15 protein-coding genes and 2 tRNA genes are annotated in these 12,841 nt (G+C 58.0%); 13 read left to right on the forward strand and 4 right to left on the reverse strand.

Annotation, left to right across the window (positions count from 1 at the left end):
• Positions 1-21 precede the first annotated feature (21 nt).
• The 3 genes from J7382_RS20090 to J7382_RS03905 all read right to left on the reverse strand — a co-directional run bounded on the left by J7382_RS20090 (position 22) and on the right by J7382_RS03905 (position 2,862).
• Positions 22-1,974 carry a Hint domain-containing protein gene (locus tag J7382_RS20090; protein ID WP_209067300.1) on the reverse strand — a complete coding sequence of 651 codons (1,953 nt, stop codon included), beginning with the start codon at positions 1,972-1,974 and terminating at the stop codon, positions 22-24.
• 45 nt (positions 1,975-2,019) lie between these two features.
• A complete protein-coding gene (locus J7382_RS03900) occupies positions 2,020-2,355 on the reverse strand; it encodes a hypothetical protein (protein WP_209067301.1) in 336 nt (111 codons plus the stop codon).
• A 432-nt stretch (positions 2,356-2,787) separates the two neighbouring features.
• Positions 2,788-2,862, reverse strand: a tRNA-Thr gene (locus tag J7382_RS03905).
• Positions 2,863-2,949: 87 nt separating this feature from the next.
• On the opposite strand from J7382_RS03905, the gene J7382_RS03910 reads away from it, so the two are divergent.
• The 5 genes from J7382_RS03910 to hisD are packed head-to-tail and all read left to right on the forward strand — an operon-like array spanning position 2,950 to position 6,723.
• Positions 2,950-3,126, forward strand: coding sequence for a hypothetical protein (locus J7382_RS03910; RefSeq protein ID WP_188128133.1), 177 nt, complete (start codon positions 2,950-2,952; stop codon positions 3,124-3,126).
• A complete protein-coding gene (gene murA / locus J7382_RS03915; RefSeq protein WP_209067302.1) occupies positions 3,126-4,394 on the forward strand; it encodes a UDP-N-acetylglucosamine 1-carboxyvinyltransferase in 1,269 nt (422 codons plus the stop codon). The genes J7382_RS03910 and murA overlap by 1 nt, the downstream gene beginning before the upstream one ends.
• Complete coding sequence (locus J7382_RS03920; protein WP_209067303.1) at positions 4,391-4,870, forward strand: DUF2948 family protein; 480 nt, start codon at positions 4,391-4,393, stop codon at positions 4,868-4,870. Before murA ends, J7382_RS03920 begins: the two co-directional genes overlap by 4 nt.
• Complete coding sequence (locus J7382_RS03925; RefSeq protein WP_209067306.1) at positions 4,867-5,370, forward strand: GNAT family N-acetyltransferase; 504 nt, start codon at positions 4,867-4,869, stop codon at positions 5,368-5,370. Before J7382_RS03920 ends, J7382_RS03925 begins: the two co-directional genes overlap by 4 nt.
• Positions 5,371-5,421: 51 nt before the next feature.
• A complete protein-coding gene (gene hisD, locus J7382_RS03930; RefSeq protein WP_209067307.1) occupies positions 5,422-6,723 on the forward strand; it encodes a histidinol dehydrogenase in 1,302 nt (433 codons plus the stop codon).
• Between the two features lie 236 nt (positions 6,724-6,959).
• Here the strand turns inward: hisD and J7382_RS03935 are convergent, their stop codons facing one another.
• Positions 6,960-7,730, reverse strand: a complete 771-nt coding sequence (locus J7382_RS03935) for an SDR family oxidoreductase (protein WP_209067308.1) — start codon at positions 7,728-7,730, stop codon at positions 6,960-6,962.
• Between the two features lie 162 nt (positions 7,731-7,892).
• Here J7382_RS03935 and J7382_RS03940 point away from each other — a divergent pair, with 162 nt between their 5' ends.
• From J7382_RS03940 to dctP, 8 genes are all read left to right on the forward strand, one after another.
• Complete coding sequence (locus tag J7382_RS03940) at positions 7,893-8,372, forward strand: UPF0262 family protein (protein WP_209067309.1); 480 nt, start codon at positions 7,893-7,895, stop codon at positions 8,370-8,372.
• Between the two features lie 5 nt (positions 8,373-8,377).
• The gene (locus J7382_RS03945; RefSeq protein WP_348539998.1) at positions 8,378-8,872 is read left to right on the forward strand and encodes a low molecular weight phosphatase family protein; all 495 of its coding nucleotides are present in this window, start codon (positions 8,378-8,380) and stop codon (positions 8,870-8,872) included.
• A gap of 197 nt (positions 8,873-9,069) precedes the next feature.
• A complete protein-coding gene (infA, locus tag J7382_RS03950; protein WP_007205486.1) occupies positions 9,070-9,288 on the forward strand; it encodes a translation initiation factor IF-1 in 219 nt (72 codons plus the stop codon).
• Positions 9,289-9,321: 33 nt separating this feature from the next.
• Positions 9,322-9,897: a nucleoside triphosphate pyrophosphatase gene (locus J7382_RS03955; protein WP_209067312.1), complete on the forward strand. Its 576-nt coding sequence runs from the start codon at positions 9,322-9,324 to the stop codon at positions 9,895-9,897.
• 12 nt (positions 9,898-9,909) lie between these two features.
• The gene (locus J7382_RS03960) at positions 9,910-10,944 is read left to right on the forward strand and encodes a ribonuclease E/G (RefSeq protein WP_209067315.1); all 1,035 of its coding nucleotides are present in this window, start codon (positions 9,910-9,912) and stop codon (positions 10,942-10,944) included.
• Positions 10,941-11,123, forward strand: a complete 183-nt coding sequence (yacG, locus tag J7382_RS03965; protein WP_058238234.1) for a DNA gyrase inhibitor YacG — start codon at positions 10,941-10,943, stop codon at positions 11,121-11,123. The genes J7382_RS03960 and yacG overlap by 4 nt, the downstream gene beginning before the upstream one ends.
• 78 nt (positions 11,124-11,201) lie before the next feature.
• Positions 11,202-11,276: transfer RNA gene (locus J7382_RS03970), tRNA-Phe, on the forward strand.
• 528 nt (positions 11,277-11,804) lie between these two features.
• On the forward strand, positions 11,805-12,803 hold the full coding sequence (gene dctP, locus J7382_RS03975) for a TRAP transporter substrate-binding protein DctP (protein ID WP_058238236.1): 999 nt from the start codon (positions 11,805-11,807) through the stop codon (positions 12,801-12,803).
• Positions 12,804-12,841: the final 38 nt, after the last annotated feature.

Raw genomic sequence — 12,841 nt, forward strand, 5'->3', positions numbered from 1 at the left:
AAGACGCCTTTGTGGCGGTGATCAGCCCAAAAGCTGGGCTTCGTGTCGCTTGAGCGAGAGGCGTGCGGCGGTGTAATTTGCCAGACCGGCCTCTTCGCGCAACTCCGGGAAAATCGCGTAGATTTCGTCGCGCTGCTCTTTGCCCATGCCATCCAAGGTGTATTCCCCGGGCTGGAAGCTTTCGCTCCAGGCACCGTCCGCGAGCACCACTTCGTGGTTGTCACACATGAAGTGAATGTAATCGACACCGTCAACGACGGCTTTCTCAACACCATCAAGATGCAGCAGATGTTTGGCCGCGACCAAGACTTCGCGTTCCTCAAACAGCAGTTCTGCCTGCTCGGACACCAGCAGCATGCGGTGACTTGGAGAGACCATCATGTCGCGCTCTGGCTGGTTGGGGCCCAATGCGCCCTGTTTGATCAGGATTGGGCTCAGCTCTCTGCGTTCTGCCAGCTGTTGTGCAGTGAGGTGCTTGCGGCCAGCCCAGCGAATAGGCTGCAACCCGTTGTCGCGGGTGACGACCTGATCGCCTTCTCGCAGGGTTTCAACAGCCACTTCGCCAAGAGGCGTAAGAATTTTGGTGCCCGGCGTGAAGCAGACGATGACCGCACCGGCTTCGATGTTTTCAAAATCCAGCGTGCCGGTCACATCGCCAACGCCATCGAGAAACTCAATGGTGCCGTCAAAGCCATTTCCGTCGCTGTCGGTGGTCAGGTCTCTGACGCGCCAGTCCACGCCACGTTCACCGTAGATGTCGATACGGTCAGCATCCAGGCCACCGTCGCCACCCAGAATAGTGTCGCCGATACCTTCTTCGGCAGAGTTGATGACAAAGAGATCCTGATCATCATTGCCTTCCAGCCGGTCTGCGCCTGTGCCCCCTGTGAGAGTGTCATTGCCAGCACCACCGGAGACGGTGTCATCGCCTTCCTGACCAAAGATCAAATCGTCGCCGTCGCCGCCTGTCAGCAAGTCGTCGCCATCCACCGGAATGGCGCCATCCCCAGCTTCAAAGAAGATATCCGTGACGGTGACATCCGCAGGCGTGTCGCTGAGATTGACGAGGCGGACCTCGATGCGAGCCACGGGACCGGGAATGTTGACCAGAACCGAATTGGCTGCAGTTTCAGAATCGCCCGTTGCGGTGCCGCCGGAAATCGCGGCTTCGCGCCCGCCGAACCCGTCAATGTCCACCAGGTGCAGGTTTGACATGTCTTCGGTTGTCATGCTGACATCAATCAGGTTGCCGTCAGCATCCCATGCGATGACTTTCACAACCGCATTTTCATCCATGTCGTTGATGCGGAATTGAGCATTTTCCACAGTTTCAGAGAAGGCGAGCGTCTGTGACGTGGTTGCGCCTTCGCCTGCACCGGTGGTTGAACGGACCGAGCTGTCGGTGTTGCCGGTTTCGGTGCCGGTATTCACGCCACCCAGCAGCTGTGTGTCATCTTCAAAGGTGCTGGAGCCGCCTGTGGTTGCGGTGGTTGTGTAAGTGACTGTGACAGAACCGGTGTCCTGTACGAAAGGGCCGGTCAGGCTGTCGCCATCCGCCGGTGTGCCAACGCCATCCCAGTTGAAGCTTTCGATACCACCCGAAGAAGGGACCGGAGTGGTGCCGGGAGCATAGCCGCCATAGATCGTGTCATCACCATCCATGCCGTCAATGGTATCACTGCCGCCTTCGCCAGCGAGCAGATCGTGCCCCGGTGTGTCGTTGCCGTCAGGCAGGCCCACTTCATCGCCCGCCACAATGTCATCACCGTCGCCAGCGCGCACAGTGTCATCACCGTCGCCGGCAAATATCGTGTCATCGCCCGCGCCAGCGTGAATGCTGTCGTCGCCATCTTGAGTGCTAACGACATTGCCGCTGTTGTCGACAGTGTCGCCATTGGAATCGGTGAAACCTACATTGATCGTGTCGTCGGTTTCGGAACCATCCACGATTCCCGGACCGTTTGGATCAGCCATAATACCCTCTTTCTACCCGACCACGCCACCGCTGCGCGAACAGGATCAGGGTGCGTCCACTGCAATAGACACACGACGCTGAACAGCGTTCGCAAGCGGCATCGTCAGGATGCCCTTCACAAAATCAGTTGGCTGCCCCAAGCCAGAACTCAGTCCCCCAGTGGACTTGAGACAAATATGATCGAAACCGCGAAATGAAGAAACAAAAACCTGCAAAATTTGAGGAAAAGCGGCTTTAAATGCGCCCTGCATAGGTGCGGTTTTTGGTGGCCGCTCAATCTCTGCGCAGTGAGATTGTTTCTGCTCATTATAGGGCAGAGGCATAAAACTTGGGGGTTGGGCGTCTTGATTCTGCCATTGTTCGTGAATGGGTTGCTTCAATTCTGGCTAAAGTTGGGCGGTTGTTTCCAAATGCGCACCAATACGGCTCGAGAGGGCGCTGGCTGGGCGCTGTTTTAAGCTCAGGTGATGTCGAAATTTGATTGTTTGAAATTCGCGAACAACTTGCGGAGATTTAGCAATATTGGATTAAAATCGTAAACTTTCGGGGAGGGTGCCTATACGAAATGAGGCGAATCGCTTTGCGACTCGTTTGACATTGTTTTGCGCATTCTCAGGCCAAATATCGATGCCGCAGCATTGGGGGGCATGGTGCATGGGCGGAGCTTTGCCGATGCCCAGAGGGGGGCGAGAGTTGGTGCTGTCAGGTTACGAGTTCTGCTGTGCAGGCATGCATGGCAGTGGATAAGCGAGTAACGCAAAGCAATCGCAGCATCGCACGTTTCAATGACCGAAGATATTTGGGAAATTCGGTGGTGCTGCTGGGGAGGATTGAACTCCCGACCTCACCCTTACCAAGGGTGCGCTCTACCACTGAGCTACAGCAGCGTTACCGTGGCGCGGTGTTTAGGCGCAAATTTCGACGGGTGCAAGCGCAATCTGGACCCTTTTTTGCACCTCATGTATGGAAAGTGCATGGAACGCAAAACGACCCCTAAAAATAAAGCCCAAAAAACTGCTCAGAGCCGAGAAGATCGTCTGAAAGCGGCCTTGAAAGCCAATATGGGGCGCCGCAAAGCGCAGGCAAAAGCGCGTGCAGCAACAGATACGCCCCGCGACTCGGGCATAGAAGATACTAAAAGGCAGGATTAATGGATTCGATTATCGTACGCGGCAACGGGCCGCTCAATGGGCAGATTCCGATTGCAGGAGCGAAAAACGCTTGTCTGACGCTGATGCCAGCAACACTTTTGAGCGAAGAGCCGCTGACATTGACCAATGCGCCGCGGCTGAGCGACATTAAGACAATGAGCCAATTGCTTGGCTCTCTGGGGGCTGAGGTGACCAGCCTGCAGGATGGCAAGGTCTTGGCCATGTCGAGCCACGACATCAACAATCATGTGGCGGATTATGACATCGTGCGCAAAATGCGCGCTTCCAACCTGGTGCTGGGCCCGATGCTGGCGCGTCTTGGACATGCGGTTGTGTCCTTGCCGGGGGGCTGTGCGATTGGTGCGCGTCCGATGGATCTGCACATCTATGGTCTCGAAAAGCTCGGGGCAGAGATTGAGTTGAAGGACGGCTATCTCCACGCCAAGGCGCCAAACGGCCTGAAAGGTGCCGTGATGGAGCTGTCCTTTGCTTCTGTTGGTGCAACAGAGAACATCCTGATGGCGGCGACGCTGGCGAAGGGCACGACGGTGATCAAGAATGCCGCGCGCGAGCCTGAAATTGTCGATCTGGCTGATTGTCTGCGCGCCATGGGCGCACAGATTGAGGGGGATGGCACCAGTGAAATCACGGTGCAGGGGGTGGATCGCCTGCATGGGGCGACACACCCGGTGGTGACCGACCGTATTGAGCTGGGCACCTTTATGCTCGCCCCCGCCTTCTGCGGCGGTGAAGTGGAACTTCTTGGCGGGCGTCTGAATCTGGTCGAAAGCTTTGTGGCCAAACTGCATGAGGCCGGTATCGACGTGGAGGAGACAGAGAAAGGTCTCAAAGTGGCCCGCAAAAACGGTCGTGTGAAAGCGGTGAATGTGACCACGGAGCCGTTTCCGGGCTTCCCAACCGATCTTCAGGCACAGTTCATGGCAATGATGTGTACAGCGGAAGGCACATCGGTTCTGGAAGAAAAGATCTTTGAGAACCGCTTTATGCACGCGCCGGAATTGATCCGTATGGGGGCCAATATCGAGGTGCATGGGGGGACAGCCACCGTGCATGGGGTGGAGCGCCTCAAGGGGGCGCAGGTGATGGCAACTGACCTGCGCGCCTCGGTGTCGTTGATTTTGGCCGGGCTTGCGGCGGAAGGCGAAACCATTGTGAGCCGGGTCTATCACCTTGATCGCGGGTATGAAAAAATCGAAGAGAAGCTGGGCGGCGTGGGGGCCCATATTGAAAGGGTCAAAGATCAGTGACACAGGATGCACGGTTTGAAGACGGCGGGGACCGCCCGCTGAATCTCGGAGCGCTGGATGGGGAAGACCTCCAGGTGCTGTCGTCGTTGACGCAGGATGCGGTGTTTCCCGCATCCGAGATGCAGTGGTTGCCCAAAGAGCGCCGCTTTGCCGTGCTGCTCAATCGATTCCGCTGGGAAGACATGAAGGCCGCCGAACTGCGCAAGCGGACTGTGGAGCGGGTGCAAAGTCTTCTGGTGATCGACAATGTGCTGAGCGTGGCCTCTCAGGGCGTGGCGCGCGGGGATGCTGACACGATTCTGTCGCTGCTCTCGATTGCCTTTGAGCCGGGCGAAGATGCGGAGGGGGCTGTGATTCTGACGCTGGCAGGGGATGGGGCGATTCGCCTGAGGGTGGAGGCGCTGGAAGTCTCCGTAAAGGATGTGACGCGGCCTTATATGGCGGTGTCGCGCAATGCGCCGGAGCATCCGGAATGATCCGGACCCTCACGGCTGCGGATCTTTCGGCCTACCGTGCGCTTTGGATGATGGGGGTTTCGCAGGAACCCTCGGCCTTTCTGCTGACGGCTGAGGAGGTGGTTGCCACCGAGGAAGCCGCGCTCTTGGCCAAGCTGGCTGGTGGCGAAGTGATCGGCTGGTTTCAGGACGAGGCGCTCATGGGCTTTCTGGCCATGCGGCGCGGGGGCGTGACACGGCTGCGGCATATGGCCGACATTGGTCCGCTCTATGTGCATCCGCAGGCGCGACGGGCCGGTGCGGCCCGTGCTTTGATGACGGCCGCAGAAGCAGAAGCCCGCGCCGCAGGGATCTTGCAGCTTGAGCTCTGTGTGGATGCAGAAAATGCGCCGGCGCGAACCCTATATGAGCGCCTTGGATTTGTGCAGATCGGGTTGAGGCCGCGGTCTGTTATGATTGACGGTGTGCCCCGCGACGATTTGCTGATGCTCAAACAGCTGGATACGCCGCGCAACGCTTGAGGACAGGGCAGGTGCGGTCTAAGAAGGCGCAACGTTTTCGGAGAGATCGCAATGCCCGTTTTTCTTGATGCACAGGATGCCGACTTTGAGGCCAGCTTCACCGCGCTTTTGGGTGCCAAACGCGAAGACAGCCCAGATGTGGATGCCGTTGTGGCAGACATCATCGCAGATGTGCGCCATCGTGGCGATGCGGCGGTGATCGAGCTGACAGCGAAGTTTGACCGTTTGAAGCTGACGCCGGAAACGCTGCGGTTCTCCGAAGAAGAGATTGAGGCCTATTGTGCGCAGGTGACAGAGGCGGATCGTGCCGCGCTGGAACTGGCGGCAGAGCGGGTGCGTGCTTATCACGCGCGCCAGATGCCTGAGGATGCCAGCTGGACCGACGCAAGCGGAGCCACGCTTGGTTGGCGCTGGACGCCTGTTTCGGCCGCAGGGCTTTATGTGCCCGGCGGTCTGGCGAGCTACCCCTCCTCAGTTTTGATGAATGCGATCCCTGCCAAAGTGGCGGGCGTGGAGCGTTTGGCGATTGTGGTGCCAACCCCGGATGGGGTGGCCAATCCGCTGGTCCTATTGGCCGCCAAACTGGCCGGTGTCGATGAAATCTACCGCATTGGCGGAGCGCAGGCTGTGGCGGCGCTGGCCTATGGCACGGACACCATCGCGCCGGTGGATAAGATCACGGGGCCGGGCAATGCTTTTGTTGCGGCGGCCAAACGGCGGGTCTTTGGCAAGGTCGGTATTGATATGATCGCAGGCCCCAGCGAAATTCTGGTGATTGCCGATAAGGACAACACGCCGGATTGGATTGCGCTGGATCTGTTGTCGCAGGCTGAGCATGACGAAAGTGCACAGTCGATCCTGATTACGGATGATGCGGATTTTGGCAAAGCGGTGGCCGCAGCGGTGGATAAACGTCTGGAAACGCTGGAACGCCGTGAGATTGCGGGCGCGAGCTGGCGGGATTATGGCGCGGTGATCACGGTGCCAGATCTGGAGACTGCGGCCGCGCTTTCAAACCGGGTTGCGCCGGAACATTTGGAGCTTTGCGTGGCAGATCCCGATGCGCTGTCTGACAAGATCACTCACGCGGGCGCGATTTTTCTTGGCCAATATACGCCGGAAGCCATTGGGGATTATGTTGGCGGGCCCAATCACGTCCTGCCCACGGCGCGGTCTGCGCGGTTCAGTTCTGGCCTTTCGGTGATGGATTTTATCAAACGCACCACGCTGTCCAAAATGACACCAGAAGCGCTTAAGGCGATTGGCCCTGCTGCCGAAACCCTGGCGATTTCTGAAAGTCTTGAGGCGCATGGGCTGAGCGTACGTGCGCGGCTGGATGCGCTGAACTCCTGACGCCTCGCAGGGAGGGGCTTTGCCCCGTCACAGCAGGCTGTGACTCCCCAGGATATTTAGGGCCAAATGAAGGACGCCCCGGTCCACTCAGACCGGGCGCTTCACTTGACGCGGCCATCGGCATCCCTGCCTGTACCGCAGGGGGTATTGTTCGCGCGCTTGGTTAACAAAGTCTTACTTCATTTGACCCCAAATATCCTCGCCGAAGGCATAAAAGTTTTTGGCCTTGGGGCGGATCAGTAGTGGCTGGTATAGCCGCCATCCACCGCCCAGATTTGTCCGGTCACATAGCTGGCGGCGGGGCTGGCGAGAAAGAGGATGGCGGGGGCAAGTTCTTCGGGGGCGCCCCAGCGTTTGAGAGATGTGGCATTTTCCAGTTTTCTGGCCAGCGCAGGATCTTTGGCCGCTTCCGCATTGGGGGTGGTTTTGAAAAAGCCCGGCGCGATGGCGTTGACGTTGATGCCATCGGTGCCGAGCTCTGCGGCGAGGGCCTTTGTCATGCCGTTGAGGCCTGCTTTGGCAGCGGTATAGGCAGCATCGCCAGCCTGAGCGATCAGCCCGGCAATGGAGGAAATGTTGACGATGCGTCCATAGCCCTTGGTGGCCATCTGTGTTGCGGCCATTTGGCAGAGTTGGAAAGGGGCGATGAGATCCACATCCATCATGCGGGTGAGATCCGCATGTGTAAACGTCGGCAGCGCCCGGCGGTCGCGCAGGCCCACGTTGTTGACCAAAATGTCGAGGCCGCCGTGCTCTGCGAGTATTTTGAAAGCCTCCGCTCGAGCGCTGTGATCTGCGACGTCAAAGGGCAGCGCATGGGCGGTGTGGCCTGCGTCTGTTAGTGTCTTGGCGATGTCCTGACAGTGGGTTTCTGTGCGGCCATTGATCCAGACATGTGCGCTCGCCTGCGCCAGCAGATCGGCTGCGGCACGGCCGAGGCCATCGGTGCTGCCGGTGATCAGAGCGTTTTGACCGGACAGGTCGAAGCAGGGGAGGGGCTGTGGCATGGTTTTTGGCTCCTGTTGCTGTGGTGTCGATCTGGCGCGGATCAGGTGGGGCTGTCAATTGGCGACGTTGTGCGGATGCGACACCATGGGCCGTGTCGCGCATAGACAAGCTTGGGCTGGCTGCGCTAGTCATGAGGCAGTGTAATTCTTCAAGAGACAGCCATGTCCCGGATCAGCCACATTCAGATCGATGACCGAAACCTGCCGCCGCCCACCCCTGAGATTGATCAGGAGCGTAAGGTGGCCATTTTTGATCTGCTGGAAGACAATAGTTTTTCGTTGCCCAAGCGCGATGATCGTGTGGTGCCGGAGGGGCCGTTTTCTCTGGATCTGGCCATTCGTGACCGGCGCTTGGTGTTTGATGTGGCCTCTGAAGGTGGCGAGAAGGCGGCGGAGTTTCATCTGAGCCTGTCGCCTTTCCGCCAAGTGGTAAAGGACTACTGGGCCATCTGTGAGAGCTATTTTGATGCGGTGAAAAACTTGCCGCCGAGCCAAATTGAAACCATCGACATGGCGCGGCGTGGGATCCACAACGAAGGCGCGCGGGTGTTGCAGGAGCGGCTGGAAGGCAAGGCAGAGGTGGATACGGATACGGCCCGTCGCCTGTTCACGCTGATTTGCGTTCTGCATTTTGGAGGGTGAGGCGCGTGTCAGGGGAGGGTCAAACGCAGCTTCAGTCTCAGCCATTGCCCCAGTCGATTCTGTTTTGCTGTGATCAGAACGCCGTACGCTCGCCCATGGCTGAGGGCATCATGAAAAAATTCTATGGCCACGATGTCTATGTGCAATCCGCAGGTATCCGGAGTGATCTGGACATTGATGGCTTTGCTATCGCCGTCTGTGCGGAAATTGGCGTGGAACTTGACCGTCATCGTACCCGTAGCTTTGAGGAGATGGAGAAGCGCGGGGATGAGATGTCCAGCTTTGATATGGTGGTTGCGCTAACACCGGCGAGTCGCGCCGAAGCCGAAAAGCTCACCCGCTTTGACCATCTTGATCTGGAATTCTGGCCAGTCTCTGATCCAAGTGGTACGCAGGCCGGAGATGCGCGCGAGGCCAAGCTGGCGGCCTATCGCACGGCGCGTGATGAGATCGTGGCCTATCTGGAAGCGCGCTGGGGCTTGCCGATTGCCTCACAATAACGCGCGTGAGCACGCGCTTTACGAGCGCGCTACGACAGAAAGATACCTTCCCTTGCCGGGCGCGGAATGTGCGTCCCTGTGGCAATTCTCCGGATAATTCGGGTTCTTTTGTTATTGGACCTTGAAAAAAAGGGAGAAAGCCCTCATTTAAGCGCACATCCCGCAGAATGCTGCGGGAGCAAACCAAAGGAGAGACCATGGCGAAGGAAGAACTGCTCGAATTTCCCGGTGTCGTGAAGGAACTCCTGCCAAATGCGACGTTTCGGGTCGAGCTGGAAAACGGCCATGAGATCATCGCACATACGGCAGGGAAGATGCGTAAGAACCGCATCCGTGTTCTGGCTGGCGACAAGGTTCAAGTCGAGATGACCCCTTACGATCTGACCAAAGGTCGGATCAACTACCGCTTTAAATAAGCATTTGCGCGGGCAGAAATGACGAGGTCCGGGATGAAATTGATCTTGGGCTCAGGCAGTCCGCGCCGCCGGGAATTGCTGGCACAGATTGGGGTTGTGGCGGATGAGATCCGCCCGCCCGATATCAATGAAGACCCCCATAAAAACGAATTGCCGCGCCCGTATTGCGTGCGCATCGCCCGTGAAAAGGCGGCGGCTGTTCTCGCTGCGCCTGACGATATCGTGCTCTGTGCCGATACCACTGTGGCGCTGGGACGGCGTATTATGGGGAAACCGGCGGATGCAGCGGAGGCTGCGGCCTTCCTAATGGCGCTTTCCGGGCGTCGGCATCGGGTGATTACGGCAGTCGCGGTGAAGCGCGGCGATCGGCTGTGGCAGCGCGATGTGGTGAGTGACGTGAAAATGAAGCGGCTCTCCAATGCGGAACTCAATGCTTATCTTGCGACCAATGACTGGCAGGGCAAGGCGGGTGGTTATGCCATTCAGGGGCCTGCCGGGGCCTTTATTCCGTGGATCTCCGGATCCTTTACCGGCATTGTGGGGTTGCCGGTGACAGAGACCGCAGGGCTTTTGCAGGCCGCAGGCTATCCGCTTTACACAACAGATTAAAGGAGCGCGCAGATGAAGGGGCGTCAGATCATTCTCGACCATATCAATGGGCGCGAGGCCGCAGCACTTATGGTGGATGGCTTGCTTGACGATCTTTTGATTGAGGGCGATGCGCCGCGTGTTGGCACCATCTATCGCGCGATTGCGGATCGCCCTGTCAAAGGACAGGGAGGAATGTTTCTGAAAACACCGGATGGCATGGCTTTCCTGCGGCAGGTAAAGGGTCTGGCTCCGGGCGATCGCATGCTGGTGCAGGTAACAGGATTTGCCGAACCCGGTAAGGCGATACCGGTGACCCAGAAGGTGCTTTTCAAGAGCCGCTATGTGATTGTGACCCCGGGTGCGCCGGGGGTGAATGTCAGCCGCTCGATCCGCGATGATGACATGCGCGATGCGCTCTTGGCGATTGCCCATGAGGAGGCCGGGGGGCTGCTGGCGGATGCCAATCTTGGGCTGATTCTGCGGTCGGCCTGCGATGGGGCGGGCGCGGAAGAAATTGCTGAGGATATTCGCGCGATGCTGGACCTTTATGAGGCGGTGATGGCGGATGGTGAGGGGGATGCAGAAATGCTCTCTGAGGGCGATGGGCCCCATGTCTCTGCCTGGCGCGACTGGTCTGAACCTGCGGAGGTGGTGACCGAGGCGGGAAGTTTTGAAACCCACGGTGTGCTGGATGCGATTGAGATGGCGCAGGGGGCGCAGGTCGCGCTTGAGGGCGGCGCATATATGTATGTGGAACCCACCCGCGCGCTGGTGGCTGTGGATGTGAACACAGGCCGGGATACCTCGCCAGCGGCGGGTACGAAGGCGAATTTTGCTCTGGCGAAGGCCCTGCCGCGGGCGTTGCGTGTGCGCGGGCTTGGTGGGCAGATTGTGCTGGATCTGGCCCCTATGGCGAAGAAAGACCGTCGCGGCTTTGAAACTGCATTGCGGGCGGCGTTCAAGCGCGATGTGATCGACACCACGCTGGTGGGGTGGACACCGCTTGGCCATTATGAGCTGCAGCGCAAAAACGCGCGTCCTGCGCTGAGTGAGGTGCTGAAATGAGCTGTCCGATCTGTAAGAAGGCGACGGTGCAGTCCTATCGTCCGTTCTGTTCCAAACGCTGTGCAGATATTGATCTGGGCAAGTGGTTTGGCGGAGAGTACGCGGTGCCATCGCAGGATCCGGAAGAGGCGATTGAGGCTCTGGAAGAGATGGAAAAACAAACTTCGCAGTTGCACTGACTTTTTTGTCTTTTTCCTCTGGACAGCCCCGATTGGCTGACATAGAAGCACCCCACCCAAGGCGAGACGCCTTCCCGTGCCCGGGTAGCTCAGGGGTAGAGCAGTGGATTGAAAATCCTCGTGTCGGTGGTTCGATTCCGCCCCCGGGCACCACTTATACTGAAAACATAAGATTGCCTTGGTAAATGTGCCTTCCGCATGCTGCGTGGGCTGGTGCGGTTTTCTGCGGGGTGCTTTGGTTTTCTGAGGGCGGTTTTTGGCTATATCGTTCAAGGTCTGTTGAGTTCCTCGCCAAAAGGCGTCAGAAGCGAGCGCGTATGCGCTGCCAGGCCTCCTGCGGGTTCGTGAGATTCGATCTTGGGATCAGAAGCTTGCGGCAGGTCCTCGCCACGAAATCCACGAAAATGGAGTTGCCAAAACGCTGGTTTGGAGACGCTGCGTGAATTTACTATTGGATTTTGGATACAATTATTCTACAAGCCTGACAGATGCTGTAGGGAGGGTGCGGCAGATGTATGGTTTTACGCTGTTGCGCAGGGGGTGTTTGCGCGTTTTGCGGGGCGAGACCCCTCCTTTCTGTTCAGATCCCAATACTTTGCGCGCAGGGCTTTAGCTTTGCCGCACACCAAAAGGGTGCCTTTGGCAGCCGACCCAAAATCTCACAACTTGGAGACGTTGATAATGAAACTTTTGATGAAAACCGCGGCAGCCGGTGCGCTTGCCATGCTGACCAGCACCGCTGCGTTTGCTGCGGACATCGACCTGCGGTTTGCGGGCGTGTTCCCGATTGATCACCAGGGCACCAAAATGATGGAGCAGGTGGCTGCAGACGTGAACGCGGCGGGCGTTGGCCTGAACATGACCGTATTCCCAGCCAACCAGCTGGGCTCCGGTGAGGCACTGTTTGAAGATGTGGCACGCGGCAACATCGATTTCGCGTCTGCGTTCATCTATTCCGACACCGACCCACGTCTGGAATTCCTGTCCATGCCTTTCCTGGTGAGCGGCTGGGACGATATGGACAGCGTGATGCGCAACCCTGAGTCTGAGTTCAGCAAGATCCTGCAGGAAATCACCGACGAATATGGCGTCAACGTGATCGCGGGCAACCCAGAGGGTTTTGTGGGCATCGTGGCCACCAAAGAGCCTAAGAACTGGAACACTCTGGAAGACAAAGGCATGAACATCCGTGTTTGGTCTTCTGCTGTTCTGAAAGAAATGATCGAGAGCTTTGGCTTCCAGGCGACCACCATGGCATGGGGCGACATCTTCCCTGCGCTGCAGTCTGGCATCGTGGACGGCGCGATCTGCTGCACCAAGACCGCGACCTATTCCATCTTCGCAAAATCCGATGTGGGCAGCCACTTCATCCAGTACAACACCATTCCTGAGCAGACCTTCTACTACGGTTCTGAGCGCACTCTGGCGAAGCTGAACGACGAGCAGCGTGCTGTGATCGAAGCGGCGATGAAGAAAGCCTCTGACGATTTCTTCGCATACAACCGTGAGAACGACTCTGTGTTTGAACAGAAGCTGGTCGACAGCGGCTACACCATCCTGAAGCTCAACGACGAAGAGCAGGCGGCGATGGTTGAGCATGTGCGCACCAACATCTGGCCAACCATGGAAGGCTCCGTTGGCAAAGACGTGATGGATCGTCTGCTTGCTGCTGGCAAATAATTGCCTTAGCTGGGCCGGTGGTCTCCACCGGCCCAACC

Source organism: Shimia sp. R11_0 (genome assembly GCF_017744035.1).
GTDB lineage: Bacteria > Pseudomonadota > Alphaproteobacteria > Rhodobacterales > Rhodobacteraceae > Shimia > Shimia marina.